This window comes from Gordonia terrae, assembly GCF_001698225.1.
Classification (GTDB): domain Bacteria; phylum Actinomycetota; class Actinomycetes; order Mycobacteriales; family Mycobacteriaceae; genus Gordonia; species Gordonia terrae.
In genome coordinates, this window is sequence record NZ_CP016594.1 from 4,353,833 (window position 1) to 4,373,425 (window position 19,593).

Genomic DNA, 19,593 nt, shown 5'->3' on the forward strand with positions numbered 1-19,593 from the left:
GTGCGGTCGAGCGTGACGCCGAGCGGCGTGGGCCGCGGCGGCAACTGCTCGAGCCAGTGGTCGCGCTGCTCGTGCCACGAATCAGCCCGGGCCGCAAGGGCATCCGTCCACGCCCGGGCGCTCGTCTGTTCGGCGCGCAGCTCGATGTCCCGACCCTCGGAGAGCTGCGCCCATCCGGTGATCAGGTCTTCGATGAGGATCGGCCACGACACGGCGTCCACGCCGAGGTGATGGATGACCAGGAGCACCCGTCCCACGCCGTCGCGGTCACGGATCAGTGCGGCCCGCACCAGCTGCCCGGCCTCGGGGTCGAGGGTGGCCGACACCGCACCGAACGCGGTACGGACGTCGGAGTCGAACTCGTCGGTACCGACCGCGGCGACACTCGACACCTCGATGACCGCGGACGCGCCGTCGAATGTGTTTCCGACGGTCGACCGCCATCCGTCCTCGGTCTGCGCGAGGGTCGCGGTGAGCATGGGATGCGCGTCGACGACCGCCGCGAGGAGCTCGATCAGCTGCTCGACGTCGAGTCCGTCCGGTGCCCGGAGCACCGCGGCCTGCACGAAGTCGGCGAAATCCGATGGAGCCGAGGCGTGTTCGATCATCCAGTGCACGACCGGGGACACCGTGACCGGTCCGGTGCCTGCCGAGGCCTCCTCGAGCATCGGCAGGCGGGCGGCGTCGTCATCGGCCGCGGCGGCCATGCCGCGGATCGTGCGGTGCTCGAAGATCTCGCGCGGGGACAGGTCGACGCCCGCGGCGCGCGCCGCGGACGCGAGCTGGATCGACATGATCGAGTCTCCGCCGAGGGCGAAGAACGACTCGGTCACCGACACCCGCGGGATACCGATGAGGTGCGCGACGATGGAGGCGAGTACTTCCTCGGTCGTCGTGGCCGGCGCCACGAACATCTCGGTGTGTACCCCGAACTCCGGCTCCGGCAGCGCCTTTCGATCGATCTTGCCGGCACTGTTGAGGGTGATGTACGGCAGCGTCATCCACACGGTCGGACGCATGTACTCCGGCAGCTCGGCGGCCACCGTCGACTTGACGAGGTCGAGGTCGACCCCTTCCGGCGCGACGTAACCGACGAGGTGGTCGGCGCCCGTCGGGGCCTTGGCCACCGTGACGGCGGTGTGCACGACACCTTCGACGGTCGCGATCACGGACTCGATCTCACCGAGCTCGATGCGCTGGCCGCGCAGCTTGACCTGGAAGTCGGTGCGGCCCAGGTACTCCAGTGTTCCGTCTGCCCGCCAGCGCACGAGGTCGCCGGTGCGGTAGAGACGCGAACCCGGTTCGCCGAACGGATCGGCGACGAACCGCTCCGCGGACAGGTCGGCGCGTGCGGCATAACCGCGGGCGAGCTGGACGCCTCCGAGGTACAACTCACCCGGCACCCCGGCCGGAACCGGTCGCAGCCGCGCGTCGAGGACCCATGTCGACGTGTTCGCGACGGGCACGCCGATCGGGATGATCGCCGGGGCGGTGGACACGTCGGCGACGGCGACCTCCACGGCCGCCTCCGTGGGTCCGAAGAGATTGACGACGGAGACCTGCGGCAGCAGGGCGTGCAGCTTGGCCACGACGGCCGGCGGCAGCGCCTCGCCGGAGGCGAAAACCCATCGCAGCGCGGACATCTCGGCGAATCGTCCGGCCGGGACGAGATCGAGGAAGATCGACATCATCGACGGGACGAAGTGCACCGACGTGGCCCGTGTCGAGGAGATCAGGTCCACGAGATAGTCGGGGTCGGTGTGACCGCCGGGCCGGGCGACGATCATCGTCGCGCCGGAGATCAACGGGCCGAACAACTCCGGCACGGAGACGTCGAAGGTGTAGGGCGTCTTCTGCACGATGCGGTCGCCGACGGTCCACGGGAACTCCCCGAGTCCCCACCACAACCGGTTCATGACGGAGGCGTGCGACACCGTGACGCCCTTGGGGCGGCCGGTGGAGCCGGAGGTGAACAGCGTGTAGGCGGCGTGGTCGCCCCGCAGCGGCGCGAGGCGGTCCGCGTCGGTGACGGGCGCGGTGTCGGCGACGGCGCTCGTCGCGTCCACCTGGACCAGGGTGATCCCGTCGTCGAGTCCGTCGATCGCCTCCGGACGTGCGTCACCGGCGGACAGCACGACGGCGACCCGGGCGGTCTCGATCATGTACTGGACCCGGTCGGCCGGTGCGGCGGTGTCGATCGGCACGTACTGACCACCCGCGGCGAGCACTGCGTGCACGGCGACGACCATCTCGACCGAACGGTCGATGCAGACGCCGACGGCGACCTCGGGACCGATCCCCAGCCCGATCAGGGTCCGCGCGAGATCGGCCACGCGCGAGCCGAATTCACCGTAGGTGAGTCGACGACCTTCGAAGTCGATGGCCACCTGCGTCGGGTCCTCGGCGATACGTGCGGCCACCGCGTCGGCGATCACCGGACTTCCGAAGACCTCGGTCTCACCGACCGACCAACCGTCGACGCGGGCACGGTCGTCGGCCGAGACGAGCGCGAGATCGCCCACGGCGACGGTGTCGCGACCGGCGCCGGTCATGTCGCGAAGCAGCGAGACCAGGCGGTCGGCGAATCCGGCCACGGTGCCGGCCTCGAACAGGTCGAGCGCGTAGATCACACTCCCCGACCACGCCTGACCGGCCGCTCCGACCGAGACGGCCACGGCGAGGTCGAGCTGGGCGGAGACCTCAGGCGGTTCCACGGGGGTGATCGCCAGTCCGGGCAGCTCGGCCGCGCCGGCGGCGGCGTCCTCGCCGAGCACCCCGGGTCCGGCGGGCAGCGCCTCACCCAGGGTCAGCAGGACCTGTGCGAGGGGTGCGAACGCCTCGGAACGGATGGGGTCCAGGTGTTCGACGAGCGTCTCGAACGGGATGTCGGCGTTGGTGAACGCGTCGAGGTCGGTCCCGCGCACCTGTGCCAGCAGCTCGTCCACGCTCATCTCCGGCGCGATGCGCGACCGCAGGACGAGGGTGTTGACGAACATGCCGACCAGCGGGTCGAGGACGCGTGAACCACGCCCGGCGACGGGGGTCGCGATCGCGATGTCGTCGGTGGCCGACAACCGCGCGAGCAGCACCGCGAGGGCAGCGTGCACGACCATGAACGGGGTGACGCCGTGCGTGCGCGCGGTGGCGGCCACCGCGTCGGCGACCTCGGCGGGGATCTCGAAGCCGAGTCGTCCGCCCCTGGCCGAGGCGACCGCGGGCCGGGCGTGGTCGGTCGGGAGTTCGAGGACGTCGGGCAGTCCGGTCAGACGTTCGGTCCAGTGCGCGAGCTGACGGCCCAGGACCGACTCGGGATCGTCGGCGGAACCGAGCACGTCGTGCTGCCAGATCGCGAAGTCGGCGAACTGGACGTCGAGCGGCGCGAGAGCCGGGACCTCCCCGGCGCTGCGAGCGACATAGGCCGCCACCAGGTCGGCGACGAGCGGCTTGCGCGACTCACCGTCGAAGGCGATGTGGTGGGCGATCAGACCCAGGATGTGGGTGTCGTCCTCGGCCCGCCACAGGCAGGCTCGCACCGGCCATTCCGTCGACACGTCGAAGCCGCGGGTGATCGTCCGCTCGAATTCCTCGGCCGTCGAGACGATCGAGAAATCGAGGCGGGAGGCGACCTCCGCCGCATCCGAGATCAGCTGGTACGGACCCTGTTCGTCCTGCGGGAACGTCGTGTGCAGCACGTCGTGGCGAGCCACCACGTCGGCGATCGCCGCCTGCAGCGCCGGTACGTCGATATCTCCGGCCAGCCGCACGACGGTCGGGATGTTGTAGGTGGGCAACGTCGGGTCGAACTGATTGATGAACCACATCCGCTGCTGCGCGAACGACAACGGGATGCGTTGCGGGCGTGGCGATACCGCGACGACCGGCGGCAGCGCACGGTCGCGCTCGGTGGTGCCGGCCACGAGTTCCCGTACCGTCGGGGCGTCGAAGATGTCGCGGACCGACACCTCGACCCCGAGGACGTCGGAGACACGAGCGGCCAGGCGCATCGCCGAGAGAGACGTGCCGCCGATGTCGAAGAAGCTCTCGGTGACACCGATGTCGTCCACCCCGAGCAGGCCCGAGAACGCCTCGGCCACTGCGGCTTCGATGTCGTTCGCGGGCGCAACCACCTCGCGCTGACTGACATCGGGTGTGGGCAGCGCGCGACGATCGACCTTTCCCGACGTCGTCAGCGGCATCTGGTCGAGGACCATCCAGGTCGTGGGCACCATGAACTGCGGCAGGCCGCGACGCGCGAGGTCCTTGACCGTGTCGAGGTCGGGCGTCACGCCCGGGCCGCCGGCGAGGTAGGCGACCAGTTGTTCGCCTCCACCCGCCGGGGCGGAGACGACGACGGCGGTGTGCACGACGCCGGGCGCCGAACCCAGGATCGACTCGATCTCCCCGAGTTCGATGCGCTGGCCACGCAGCTTCACCTGGAAGTCGTTGCGGCCCAGATACTCCAGTTCACCGTTGGCGTTCCACCGCCCCCGGTCGCCGGTGCGGTACAACCGGGCACCGGCCGGTCCGAACGGATCGGCCACGAAGGTCTCGGCGGTCAGTCCCGAGCGCGAGGCATAACCGCGGGCAAGCTGGACGCCGCCCAGATACAGCTCTCCCGCGACACCGACGGGCACGGGCCGCAAGCGGGCGTCGAGGACATGCACGGACGAGTTCCAGACCGGTGTGCCGATCGGGATGTTCTGCGCCGACGGGTCGGTGACCGCACCGTAGGTGATGTCGACGACGGCCTCGGTGGGACCGTACTGGTTCACCAGGAGCGCGTCGGGCAGTTCGGTGGCCAGCCCGGTGGCCAGACCGGGCAGCAGGGCCTCGCCGCCGGAGAAGATGCGGCGCAGGGTCGCGAGCTTCTCGATGCCCGCCCCGGTCGCGCCGTCCAGGAAGGCGGCCAGCATCGAGGGGACGAACTTGACCGACGTCACGCCGTGACGCTCGATGAGTCCCGCCAGGTACCGGGGATCACGGTGCCCGCCGGGCTCGGCCACGACGACCGCGCTCCGGTTGAACACCGGTCCGAAGAACTCCCACACCGACGCGTCGAAGGTGTAGGGCGTCTTCATCAGGAAGCGATGTGCGCCTTCGCCGTTCGAGTCGCTGAACCAGGCCAGGGTGTTCCGCAGGGCGCCGTGGGTGACGGTCACACCCTTGGGCCGGCCCGTGGAGCCGGACGTGAAGATCGTGTAGACGGCATTGTCCGGATGGACGACGCCGAGGCGTTCGGCCCCTGTCACCGGCGGCACCGGTGCGTCGGGCAGTGGCACCGTACTGTCGGCACGCACGATGCGGCCCGCGAATCCGGCGAGCGCCTCCGGGGTGTCGCCGGGTCCGGTCACGACGGTCGCGACCCGAGCCGTCTCCAGGATGTACCGGCTTCGCTCGACGGGGCTCTCCGGGTCGATGGGCACGTACTGCCCGCCGGCCGCGACGATCGCGTGCACCGCGACCATGATCTCGACCGACCGGTCGAGACAGACCCCGACCGCCGCATCGGGTCCGACGCCCGCATCGATGAGTTCGCGGGCGAGCAGTGACACACGCGCGCCGAACTCCGCCGCGTCGACGACCCGGTCGTCGTAGATGACCGCGGGCACATCGGGTGTGGCTGCGGCCCAGGCCGAAACCAGGTCGGCGACGGTGTCCGGCGCACCGACCTCGGCACGGGGCCCCGCCTCGAAGTCCTGCAGGCGGACCGCCTCGGCGGGCAACACGAGATCGACGTCGCCGACCGGTCGCGACGGTGCCGCCAGGACGGACTGCAGCACGGCGACGAGTCGCTGCGTCAGTGCATCGATGGTCGACTCGTCGAAGAGATCGGTCGCGTAGATGACCGAACCGGCCCAGCGCCGACCGTCGTCTCCCCTGTCGATGGCGAAGTTCAGGTCCACCTTGGCGCCCGGAGCCGCCGGCGGGAGAGGCTCGAAATCCAGGTCACCGATCGACCCGCTCTGTTCGGCGTCGATGGCGAAGTCCGCCGACGCGGACTGGTCGAAGGTCAGATTGACCTGCGCCAGTGGGGCGAACGATTCCGTCCGCACCGGGTTGAGGGCCTCCACGAGGGTCTCGAAGGGGACGTCGGCGTTGGCGAACGCATCCAGATCGATCGTGCGCACCCGGTCCAGCAGTGCGTCGAAGGTCTCCTCCCCTGTCACCGGGACGCGCAGCACGAGGGTGTTCACGAACATGCCGACGAGCGCGTCGAGTGCGGCCTTCCCGCGCCCCGCGATGGGGGTGCCGACGACGATGTCGTCGGTCGCCGAGAGACGTGCGAGCAGCACGGTGAGCGCCGCGTGGACGACCATGAACGGGGTCACCCCGCGTTCGGATGCGACCCGTTCGATCGCATCGCCGACCGGAGCCGGGATGTCGAAGTCGAAGCGGGCGCCGCGCTGCGACGCGACCGGCGGGCGCGGGCGGTCGGTGGGCAGTTCGAGGACGTCCGGCGTGCCGGCGAGCCTGCTCGTCCAGAAGTCGAGCTGGGCCGCGATGAGCGAGTTCGGGTCGCCGGCCGAGCCGAAGACGTCGTGCTGCCACAGTGCGTAGTCGGCGAACTCGACCTCGAGCTCGGCGTACTCGGGCTCCTGACCCGACACGCGCGCACCGTACGCGGTGATCAGATCCGCGAGCATGGGTTTCATCGATTCGCCGTCGGCGGCGATGTGGTGCACGACCACGACGAAGACGAACTCGTCGGCGGCGACCGGCCACAACCGCGCACGGATCGGCCAGTCGGCGGTGACGTCGAAGCCGGACGTGATCGCGGTCTCGAGGTGCTCCTGGGAGTCCACGATCGCCCAGTCGAGACGGTCGACCTCGTCACGTCCGTGAATCCGCTGATACGGGACGCCGTCGACGTCGGGGAACGTCGTCCGCAACACGGCCTGGCGGACGACGAGGTCCTCGACCGCGGCGTGCAGGGCCTCGGCATCGACCGGACCGCGCAGGCGCAGCCCGATCGGGATGTTGTAGGTCGACGACGCGGGTTCGAACCGGTTGATGAACCAGAGGCGTTGTTGGGCGAAGGACAGCGGGATCCGGTCCGGCCGCGGCGAGACCGCGACCACGGACGGCAGGCTCGCGCCGCGCCCGGACACCGCCGCGACGAGATCGCGGACGGACGGCGCCTCGAACACGTCCCGCACCGACACCTCGGTACCGAGTGCGTCGGCGACGCGGGAGGCGAGGCGGGTCGCCGACAGCGAGTTGCCACCGAGGTCGAAGAAGCTTGTCGTGACCCCGATCTCGTCGACACCGAGCACCTCGGCGAAGACCTGCGCGGTTGCGGTCTCCTGCGGGCCCGCAGGGGCGACGACATCCTCGACGACGGTGGCCGAGTCCGGTACGGGCAGGGCCTCGCGATCGAGCTTCCCGTTCGCCGTCAGCGGCAGGGTCTCGAGATCGACGATCTGGTCGGGGATCATGTACGACGGCACCGCGCGCCCGGCGATGCGCCGGACCTCGGCGGTGTCGACGGCGTTCTCCGCGGTGCGGACGAGGTAGCCGATGAGTTGCTCACCGCGGCCGGGGATGTCGACGACACGTGCCGCCGCCGCACTCACACCCGGCACCGCCAGGAGCGCCGCCTCGATCTCACCGAACTCGATCCGGTAGCCGCGCAACTGGACCTGTGCGTCCCCGCGGCCGAGGTACTCGATGTCATCGCCCACCCGGCGGGCCAGATCGCCCGTGCGGTACATCCTGGCTCCGGGCCCGCCGTAGGGCGACGCCACGAAACGCGTCGACGACAGCCCGGCACGCTTGAGGTAGCCCTGCGCGAGTTGCCCACCGGTGACGTACATCTCGCCGACGATGCCCTCGGGCACCGGCCGGAGACGGTCGTCGAGCACGTGGATGGCCAACGAGCTCAACGGGCGGCCGATGAAGCTCGCGTCGTCGGCCGTCACCGACTGCGGGTCGAGCGGCCGGAAGCTGACGTGCACGGTCGTCTCGGTGATGCCGTACATGTTGACCAGCGACGTGGACTCGCCCGGGTGGTCGTCGAACCAGCGGCGGACCTGCTCGAAACTGAGCGCCTCGCCGCCGAACACGATGTAGCGCAACGACAGTGCGGCCTCACGGCGCCGGCGGGTCTCGGCGAGCTGATAGAACGCCGACGGCGTCTGGCTCAGCACGGTGACGCGTTCGCGCGCCAGCAGGTCGAGGAATTCCTCCGGTGCCCGCGCCCGGTCCCGGTCCACGAGCACGAGACGGCCACCGGTCAGCAGCGGCCCCCACAGCTCCCAGACCGAGAAGTCGAACGCGTACGAGTGGAACATGGTCCAGACGTCGGTCTCGTCGACATCGAAATCATCTGCGGCCGTGTCCATCAGGGTGACCACGTCGCGGTGGGTGACCTCCACGCCCTTGGGTCGGCCCGTGGACCCCGACGTGTAGATCACGTAGGCGCGCGAGTCGGGGTGGATAGCGACCGGTCGTGCATCCGCACCGGCACCGTCGGCCAGCAGCTGCGCGACCGGCACCACCGGCGTCGACCCCAGCTCCGACCACAGCTCGACGTCCGCGGTCGTGTCATCGATGATCACCGCGCTCGGCGCGGCATCGGAGACGATGAAACGCAGACGGTCGATCGGATTGGTGGTGTCCAGCGGCAGATAACCCGCGCCACAGCGCAACACACCCAGGATCGAGGTGACGAGATCCACGTCGCGGGACGTTGCCACCGCGACGAGGTCGCCGGCGGAGACACCGCGCGCCTGCAACGCGGCGGCGACCGCTGCGGAGCGCTCGTCGAGTTCGCGGTAGTCCACCGTCGTCGCGGTGTCGGTGACGGCCGGGCGCCCTGCGTGCGCGAGCACCGAGCGGCCGAACAGCTCCACCAGCGACGAGTCCGTGTTCGCCGTGCGGGCGACCGGCGGCGTGATCGCGCGTCGGTACTCCGCGTCGTCGCGCAGGGAGATCGCCCCGATCTCGACGGTCGGATCCGCGACGACACCGGTCAGGATGCGGATCAGCGCATCCGAATACACCTGCACCTGCCGGTCGTCGAAGGCCGCGGGCAGGTACTTCAGCTTCAGCTCGATCCGGTCGCCGACCACGCCGGTCACCAGGTTCAGCGGGTAATGGGTCGAGTCCGTCGCATCGAGATCCTCGATCCCGATGCCACCGGCATCGGCGCCCTGCTTCAGCGACTGGGCGTCGACCGGATACGACTCGTGCACGGCAAGGGTGTCGAAGAGCTGCCCGCGACCGACGAGAGCGGTCAGTTCGGGCAGTCCGAGGTGCTGGTGGTCGAGGACCGCGACCTTCGAGGCCTGCAGCGCGTCGAGAACGTCGACGGCGCGGGCGTTCGGATCGACGTCGGCGACGGCGGGCAGCGTGTTGATGAAGAGGCCGACCATCGTCTCGACGCCGTCCAGATCGGCCGGACGACCGGAGACGGTCTCGCCGAAGACGACGGTCCGCTGACCGGTGATGCGCGACAACAGAACCGCCCAGGCGAACTGCATCACCGTCGAGACGGTGACTCCTCGTGCGCGCGTGAGGTCGTCGACGGCGGAGGTGATCTCGGGCGGCAGCAACACGCTGTGGTCGCGCGGCAGCTGATCGGAGGTCGCCTCGCGGCCGGAGCCGACCAGCGTCGGTTCGTCGACGGCGGACAGCACCGAACGCCACGCCGCCAGCCCCGCCTCGGTGTCGGACGCGGCGATGTAGCGCAGGTAGTCGAGATAGTCTCCCCGCGCGCCGGACTCGGCGGCGACGGTGCCGGTGTAGGTCTGACCGGTCGCGTACAGCGCGAACAGATCCGCCATGATGAGCGGGCTCGACCAGCCGTCGATCAGGATGTGGTGGCTGGTGACGACCAGCGTCGAACGCGCGCCACTGCGGACGAGGACGAACCGCATGAGCGGGCCGGACTCCAGATCGAACGGCGTCGCGCGCTCGACCTGCGCGACGTCGGCGACCCCGCGGTCACCGTCCGGTCCGGCAGCCGACACGGCATCGAGATCAACTGTCCGCCAGGGGATGTCGACCGTTTCGGGGACCACCGCGACGACCTCGCCGCTGGGCACCCGGACGAAACTCGACCGCAGCACGCGATGGCGGGCGAAGACCTCGCGCACGGCGTCGGCGAGGCGGTCGGCGTCGACCTGCCCCTTCAGGGTCACCACCGCCTGCGCGGTGTAGACGTCGACCGCGCCGGCCGCACGGCCCGCGGCGGCGAGTTCGGCCTGGAACTGCAGGCCGCGCTGCAACGGCGACAGCGGCCACACATCCGCGCCCGGATGCCTCCGGGCGAGATGATCGAGATCGTCCTGGGTGACGCGTGCCCCGAGGACGTCCGACGGGGAGAGCCCCGGGTCGCCGATGCGGGCGACCTCCTCGACGATCGTCGCCAGTTCGGCGTCCCATCGCCGCGCGAGGTCGTCGACGTCCGCGGCGGAGAGTGCGCCGCGGGGGAAGGTGAACTCCGCGACGAACTCGCGACCGGCGTCGCCGACGACGGTTCCGGCGTTGATGCTCAACAGGTTCGGCGCGACCATCGCACCGGTCACGGTGCCGGGCAGGCGCGGCGCCGCGGGGTCGGGCAGGAACGGCATCCCCGCCTCACCGGCGGTGGTGTTCTCGCCGGCAGCCCCGGTTCCGGTGACGTTGCCGAGGTAGTTGAATCCGATGCTCGGCATCGGCCGTCGGGACAACTCGGTGCCGCCGTAGCGGAGCAGGCCATAGCCGATCCCGTTGTCGGGCGCACCGGCCCGCTCTTCCTTGGCGACCTTGACCGTGTGGACGGAGTCGCCGCGCACGTCGATGGCCATCGGCGCGATCGTGGTGAACCACCCGACGGTCCGGGATAGGTCCACGGCCCGCGGATCGGGCCCGTGCAGGAGGGCTTCCTCATACCGCCCGTGGCCCTCGAGCAGGAGGGTCACCGGCCGGTCGTCGACGATCCCCCGGTCCTGCTGCCAGGTCCGGACGGCGCGCGCGAGCGCCGCGACGAGGGCGTCGTTGACGTTGCCGCGGAACGCCGTCGGCACCGTCGTGAGCAGCGCCTCGGTGACCGGCGAGGCGACCCTGTGCACGACGGTGTCGGTGGTGGACATCCGATCGCGTTCCCGGTCGAGCCGCGCGCCGAGGTCGGTGACGTGTTCGGGTGAGCGTTCGAGCCAGTAGCGCAGTTCGCCGGCCCGCTCGGCGCGCTGTGCGTCGAGGGCCGCGGTGAAGGCGCGGGCCGAGGTCGTCTCCGGTCGCAGCGAATACGCTTGCCCCCCTTGGTGCTGCGCCCAGGCGGTCAGCAGGTCCTCGATGATCACCCGCCACGAGACGGCATCGACGCCGAGGTGGTGGATGACGACCACGAGACGCGCGTCGTCGTCGGGATCGGTGACCAGCACGGCCGCGACGAGCCGCCCGGCGGTCGGGTCGAGGCGACGCGAGGCGTCTTCGAAGGCCGCGACGACGGTGTCGGCGAAACCCGGCTCGCCGGTCCGTGCCGGACTCGCGAGGGCGGTGACCGCGCCGGAATCCAGCGGCACGACGCCGGTGCGCATGTGCCATTCGCCGTCCGGTCCGGACTCGACGGCTGCGGCGAGCATCGGATGCACGGCGACGACCTGCGTGAGGAGTTCCTGCGCGATCTCCACGGTGAGTCCGGCCGGAGCGCCGAGCACCATCGACTGGGAGAAGTCGCCGAAGTCGGTGACCTCGTCGGTGTGGTCGAGAATCCACGAGACCACCGGCGGCACGGCCATCGGGCCGATCCCACCGCCGGGCAGCTCCGCCAGCGCGGGCACCCGCGCGCCCCGGGCGCCGACCGCTCGGGCGATCGCACGAACGGTCTTGTGCTCGAAGATGTCCCGGGGCGACACGTCGATCCCGGCGGCACGGGCGGCCGACGCCACCTGGATGGACATGATGGAGTCGCCACCGAGCGCGAAGAAGGAGTCGCCGACGCTGACCCGCTCGAGTCCGAGCAGACCGCCGATGATCGAGGCGAGCTGCTGTTCGACCGGCGTCTCCGCCGCGACGTGATCGGATTCGATCTCGATCGTCGGTGCGGGCAGTGCCCGGCGGTCGAGTTTGCCCACCGGGGTGAGCGGCAACGCGTCGAGCGCGACGATGCTCGCAGGCACCATGAACAGCGGCAGCCGATCGGCGAGATGCTCGCGGAGAGCGGCGATGTCGACGTCCGCACGAAGCACCACGTAGGCGGCGAGTGCGGAGACGACCGATTGTCCGCCGGCGGCGAGCGCTCCGTCGGAATCGACGCCGGTGACGACCGCGGACGCCACGGCGGGGTGATCGCCGAGGGCGCTCTCGATCTCGCCGAGCTCGATCCGCAGACCGCGGAGCTTGATCTGGTCGTCGCTGCGCCCGACATAGTCGACCGACAGGGACCCGTCGCCATGTCGCGCCCACCGGACGACGTCGCCGGTGCGGTAGATCCGCTCCCCCGGCCGACCGAAGGGGTTGGCGACGAAACGCTCTGCGGTCAGCCCTCGGCGACCGAGGTAGCCGCGCGCCAGGGCGGGACCACTGACGTAGAGTTCGCCCGCCACCCCGACCGGAACGGGACGGAGCCGGGCGTCGAGCACCAGCAGGTCGACGCCGTCGATCGGAGGGCCGATGTGGAGTCGTTCCCCCGGTTCGGTCGGCGGGGCGACGGTGATCACGATGGTGGTCTCGGTCGGACCGTAGACATTGCGGAAGGCGACGAATCGACTCCAGCGGTCGCGCAACGACTCCGGCACGGCCTCGCCACCCGCCCAGACGGACTCCAGGTGCGGGAGCTCGGCGGGATCGAGGGATGCCAGCACCGTCGGGGTCAGGAACGTATGGGTGACCCGGTGTGCGCGCATGAAGTCCGCGAGCGGCGCCCCGGCCACCGCGTCACGATCGCGGTAGACGACCGCTGCGCCCGCGGTGAAGGCCAGCAGGTACTCGAGGACGAAGGCGTCGAAGCTCGGCGATGCGAAGCCCAGGACACGCGAGTCGCGGGTGATCCCGGACCTCCTGACCGCCTCGACACCGAAATTGCGCAGACCACCCGCGGTGACCTCGACCCCCTTCGGCAGACCCGTCGAGCCGGAGGTGTAGATCACGTAGGCGGTGTCGCCGGTTCGGACGGGCGCGGGGCGATCGGAGTCGGTGACGGGCGCATCGCTGAGCCCCGCGACCGCTTCGGCCGATTCCGGCGAATCCAGGTGCACCCACTGCCCACCGAAAGCGGCGACGTCGGCGACGCCGGTCAGTGTGAGCCCGATGGTCGCACCGGAGTCGGACATCATGTGGGCGACGCGGTCGGCCGGGTAGTCGGGGTCGATCGGGACGTATCCGGCGCCGGTCTTGGCGACCGCCCAGATGGCGACCATGAGGTCGACCGAACGCGGGATGACGAGGGCCACCAGCGTTTCACGGTCGATGCCCTGAGCAAGCAGGTGGCGGGCCAGCCGGTTCGACGCGGAGTCGAGTTCACCGTAGGTGAGCGTGCGTTCGGGGTCGACGACCGCGATGCGGTCGGTCCCGGCGTTCTCGACCGCGCCGGCGAACAGCTCTGCCAGCGGCACGGCCGGCGTCGCGGGCCGGCGGCCGACCGGGGTGAGCATGTCACGCTCGATGGTGTCGAGCAGGTCGGCATCCCCGACCGGCACGGTCGAATCGGTGACCAGCTCGTGCAGCAGCCGGGCGAACCGATCCATCATCTGTGCGACCGTCGCCTCGTCGAACAGGTCGGTGGCGTAGTTGACGCGACCGATCCAGGACCCGCCGCGTCCGCCGCGCAGTCCGACCGTCAGGTCCACCTTGGCCGAGTTCTCCTCGGTCTCCACCACTTCCACCGCCAGGTCGTCGATGTCGGCGACGAGCGTGGACGGATCCGCGGGGGTGGGGTCGACGGTCAGCAGGATCTGGGTGAGCGGCGCGAACGCCTCGGATCGCGACGGCGCCAGTGCATCGACGACTGCCTCGAACGGCGCGTCGGCGTGCGCGAAGGCGTCGAGATCGGTGACCCGCACCGCGTCGAGCAGGTCGGCGAACCGCTGCGCCGGGTCGACGACGGTCCGCAGGACGAGCGTGTTGACGAACATGCCGACCAGCGGATCCAGGGCGGCATCGCCGCGGCCGGCGATCGGGGTGCCGATCGCGATGTCGTCGGTCGCCGACAGTCGCGACAGCAGCACCGCGAGCGCGGCGTGGATGACCATGAACTCGGTCACGCCACGTTCGGCAGCGAGTTCGCGGACGAGATCTGCTGTTGCCGAGTCGATCTCGAACCCGACCTCGGCACCGGCCATCGACGCGACCGTGGGGCGCGGACGGTCGGCGGGCAGTTCGAGCACCTCGGGCAGTCCGGCCAGCGCGGAGCGCCAGTAATCGACCTGAGCCGACACCCGCGAGTCCGGATCGTCGATCGACCCGAGTTCACGACGCTGCCAGAGCGCGACGTCGGCGAACTGCACCTCGAGTGCCGCGAACTCCGGTGATCGTCCCTGTGAGCGTGCGACATACGCCGTGACGACGTCGGTGACCAGCGGACGCATCGACTCGCCGTCGCCGGCGATGTGGTGGATGACGATGAGGACGATGTGTTCGAGATCGTCGACGCGATGGACCCGAATCCGGATCGGTCGCTGCACCGTGACGTCGAAGCCACCGGCGGCGGCCGCGAAGAGCTCGGACTCGTCGTCGACGACGTCCCAATCGAGTTCGGCCGCAACCCCGGCCGCGTCCCCGATGACCTGTCGCGGTCCACCGTCGATCGACGGGAACACCGTCCGGAGCACTTCCTGACGCTCGACGACGTCGACCATCGCGGCACGCAGCGCCGCGAGATCGAGCTTGCCCCGCAACCGCAGGGCGATCGGGATGTTGTAGGCGGCCGACGCGGTGTCGAACTGGTTGATGAACCAGATCCGTTGCTGCGCATAGGACAGCGGGATCTGATCCGGCCGTGGGGAGACCGCCGTCACCGGGGGGAGGCCGGGCACGCGATCGGCGACACGCCGGGCCAGCTCGCGCACGCTGGGTGCATCGAACAGGTCGCGGACGCTGACCTCGACGCCGAGTGCGGCACCGGCACGGGCCGCCACCCGCATCGCGGCCAGCGAGTTGCCGCCGAGGTCGAAGAAGGAGTCGACCACCGAGACCTGCTCGACGCCGAGTACCTCCGCGACGACTCCCGCGAGGATGCGTTCGGCGGGGGTCGCGGGTTCGACGACCTCGGACTCGGTCACGGCGGGTGCGGGCAGCGCCCGGCGATCGACCTTGCCGGAGGCGTTGCGCGGCATCTCGTCCAGGACGACCCACAGCGTGGGACGCAGGTGCGCGAGCAGTCTCTCGGCGGCGAAGGCACGGACCGCGTCGACGTCCACGGTGTCGCCCGGATGGCCGGTGAGGTAGGCCACGAGCGCGTCGCCCGCGGGGGTCGTGGAAACCGCCGCGGCCACCGAGACCACGCCCGGCGCCGCGGCCAGCACGGCCTCGGTCTCGCCGAGTTCGATGCGCTGGCCGTGGATCTTGACCTGGAAGTCGGTGCGGCCGAGGTATTCGATGTCGCCGTCGGCGCGCCAGCGGGCGAGGTCGCCGGTCCGGTACAGCCGCGCGCCGGCGGGCCCGGCGGGGTCCGCGATGAACGACTGGGCGGTCAGGGCGGGTGCGGCCGCATAACCCCGGGCCATCTGTGCGCCACCGAGATACAGCTCTCCCGGCACACCCGGTGCGACGGGGCGCAGGCGACGGTCGAGGATTCGGGCGGTGAGTCCGGGTGCGGGGCGACCGACGGGCACCACGTCCACGGGCTCGGTCAGGGCGGCGATCGTGGCGTCGACGGTCATCTCGGTGGGGCCGTACTGGTTCACGATCACCGCGTGCGGAGCAGCCGCGAGCGTCTGTTGGGTCACCGCGGGCGTGAGTGCCTCACCGCCGGTGAAGATCTGGCGCACCGAGGACAGACCGGTGGCGGGATCGAAGGCCTCGTCGAGGAACACCGCGAGCAGCGACGGGACGAACTGCACGGAGGTGACCCGCTCGTCGGCGATGACCCGGGCCAGGTGGGCCGGGTCCCGGTGCCCGTCGGGCGCAGCGACCACGGCGGTCGCGCCGGCGACGAAGGGCCAGAACAGCTCCCAGACCGAAGCGTCGAAGGTGTACGGCGTCTTCACCAGCACCCGTTCGTCCGCCGCATCGCCGGTGTATGCCCCGAACCAGGACAGCATGTCGTGCAGACCGCGATGCGTGATCGTCACGCCCTTGGGCTGTCCGGTCGAGCCGGATGTGAAGAGCGTGTACACCGGGTGCCCGCCGCGCAACGACGCCGACCGGTCCGCGTCGGTCACGGGCGCGGGCTCCGCGGTGGCGAGCGCGTCGAGATCGACCGTGATCAGGGTGCCCGACCCGGCTCCGCCGGGGCCGATCGACTCAGCCCAGCCCGGGACCGCGCCGGCGACGACGACCGTCGACGCACCGGACAGCGCGAGTTGCCGGCGGACGACATCCGCCGGCGCCTCCGGATCGAGCGGCACGTACGTTCCACCGGCGAGCACGATCCCGTGGATCGCGACCAGCATCTCGACCGATCGCGGCACGCCGACCGCGACGGGCACGTCCGGCCCGACTCCCCGCCGCAGGAGGGTCTGCGCGAACGCATGGACCAGTGCTCCGTACTCGGCGTAGTCCAGGGTGCGACCGTCGGCGCGAATCGCCGCCCGGGATGCGTTGCGCGCGAACGACTCTGCCAGCGCATCGGCGACAGTCACGGCCAGCTCGGGCAGCGCGGCGGCGCCGCTCCACCGGTCGAGTACCGCGTGTTCGGCCGCGGTCATCAGATCGGCATCGCCGACGGGCGCCGCCGGGTCTGCCGTCAGGGTGTCGAGGAGCCGGACGAACCGGTCGGCGAAAAGACGTACCGTCTCGGCGTCGTACAGGTCGGTGGCGTAGAGCACCGATCCCTGCCAGTTGTCCCCGTTGTCGGCGATCCCGACGGTCAGGTCGACCCGAGCGGACAGGTCATGCGGTTCGACCGGTGTGACGGCCAGACCGCCGCCCTCCCCGATCGTCAGCGTCTGGGACGCCAGATCGGCGATGGCCGACTGGTCGAAGGCGAGCCACACCTGCGACAGCGGGGCGTAGGCCTCGGTGCGCATCGGGTTCACCCGTTCGACGACCGCCTCGAACGGGATGTCCGCGTTGGCAAAAGCCTCGAGATCGGTGCGACGGACGTCGTCGAGCAACCGGTCGAAACCGGCCGACAGGTCGACCCCGGTGCGGAGGACCAGGGTGTTGACGAACATGCCGACCATCGGGTCGAGGATCGACTGCCCGCGCCCGGCGATCGGCGTGCCGACGGTGATGTCCTCGGTCGCCGACAGGCGCGACAGCAGCACCGCGAGGGCCCCATGCGCCACCATGAACGGGGTGAGTCCGCGATCGCGGGCCAGCCGCGCGACACGCTCGGAGACATGCTGCGGCACAGCGAACTCGACGCGTGCTCCGCGCTGGGAGGCGACCGCGGGCCGCGGTCGATCGGTGGGCAACTCCACGACGTCGGGCGCGCCGTCGAGTTGCCGCGCCCAGTACTGCAGCTGGGCCCCGATGAGCGAGGAGTCGTCGGTCGCGGCACCGAACACGCGCCGCTGCCACAGGGCGACGTCGGCCATCTGGACCGGCAACGGCCGGAACTCGGGTGCGTTCCCGGCAACCCGCGCGGTGTACGCGGTGATCAGATCGGTCACCAGCGGTGCCAGGGACTCGCCATCGCACGAGATGTGGTGCACGACCATCCCGAGGACCGCCTCGGAGTCCGACACACGGGAGAATCCCACGCGCACAGGGAGTTCGGCAACCAGATCGAATCCGCCGAGCATCACCTCGGGCAGCGCCGATTCCGGCACCTCGCGCCAGTCGAGCATCGCGGCCGCCGCGAACGGCTCGTGGACGAGCTGGTAGGCCTCGCCATCGGACTCGGGGTAGGTGGTGCGCAGGACCTCGTGACGCGTCATGACGTCGAGCAACGCCTCACGCAGAGCAGCGGCGTCGACACTGCCGGACAGCCTCAGCACCATCGGGATGTTGTAGGCCGGCGAGGACGGATCGAAGCGGTTGATGAACCACATCCGCTGCTGCGCGAGCGACAGCGGGACGCGGTCCGGACGCGCGGCGACGGGTTCGATCGGCGGCAGCCCCGGTCGTTTCGAGGCGGCGGCCAGCGCGAGGTCGCGAACCGTCGGGGCATCGAAGAGGTCCCGGACGGTGAGGTCGACGCCGAGCGTCTCCGCGGCGCGGCCGACGATGCGGGCGGCCAGCAGCGAGTTGCCGCCGACGTCGAAGACCGACTCCACGACGCTGATGTCCTCGAGACCGAGCACCTCCGCGAAGATGTCCCGCAGGGCTGTCTCGGTGTCGTTCTCGGGCGCGACGAACTCGGTCGTCGATGCCAGCACCGGACGCGGCAGTGCGCTGCGATCGAGTTTGCCGTTCTGGGTCAGCGGCAGCCGCTCGACCGCCATCACGACGTCGGGGACCATGTACTCCGGCACCGCGGTCGCGACACGACGGCGGACGAGTTGTTCGTCGACCTCGACGCCCGGCTCCGGAACCACGTAGGCGGCCAGGATCTCGCCACGATCGGGCAGATCCACGACGTTGGCCGCACCGGCCGAGATCCCGTCGAGGCCCACCAGCGCGGCCTCGATCTCCCCGTATTCGATGCGGAAGCCGCGGAGCTGGACCTGGGCGTCGCCACGACCGAGGTACTCGATGTCGTCGCCGACGCGGCGCGCCAGATCGCCGGTCCGGTACATGCGGTCACCGGAATCGTTGGGCGCGAACGGATTCGCGACGAAGCGCGTGGCACTGAGACCAGCCCGTCGGAGGTATCCCTGCGCGAGTTGCGTTCCGGTGACGTACATCTCGCCGATGACACCCTCGGGCACCGGCCGCAGCCGCGAGTCGAGGATGTGGATGTCCAGCGACGACAGCGGTCGTCCGATGAACGACGCGTCCCCCGCCGACACCGCGGCGCGGTCCAGGGCGCGGTAGCTGACATGCACCGTGGTCTCGGTGATGCCGTACATGTTGACCAGCTGCGCCGGGTCGGCCGGGTTGTCGTCGAACCAGCGCCGGACCTGCTCGAAACTCAGCGCCTCGCCACCGAATACGATGTAGCGCAACGCGAGTGCGGCCCGCTTGGCCCGCTGTGCGGCGATGAGCTGGTAGAACGCCGACGGCGTCTGACTCAGCACCGTGACCCGCTCGGTCTCGAGGAGGTCGACGAAGGCTTCCGGATCCCGCGTCGTGTCCTGATCGACGACGACGACACGCCCGCCGGTCACGAGGGGTCCCCAGATCTCCCAGACCGAGAAGTCGAAGGCGTACGAATGGAACAGCGTCCACACGTCCTCCGGCCCGAACGCGAATTCCTCGGCCGCGGCCTTCATCAGCGCGACGACCTCGCGGTGCGAGACGACGACACCCTTCGGCTTGCCCGTCGAACCGGATGTGTAGATCAGGTAGGCCGGCAGCCGGTCGTCGAAAGCCTCGGTCGCCGCTGCCCCCGGCGCTCCCTGAGGGGCCCCGGCCGGCAGATCCCCGGGCGCGACAAACCGCACATCGATGACATCCCACGTC

At 70.5% G+C, this 19,593-nt stretch carries 1 protein-coding gene (running past both ends of the window); it reads right to left on the reverse strand.

The whole window is internal to a non-ribosomal peptide synthetase gene (locus BCM27_RS19385) on the reverse strand: the coding sequence, 40,245 nt in all, runs 19,978 nt past the left edge and 674 nt past the right edge, and what appears here is coding positions 675–20,267, spanning codon 225 (partial) through codon 6,756 (partial); reading right to left, the first codon wholly in view occupies positions 19,590–19,592. Both codon boundaries (start and stop) fall beyond the window edges.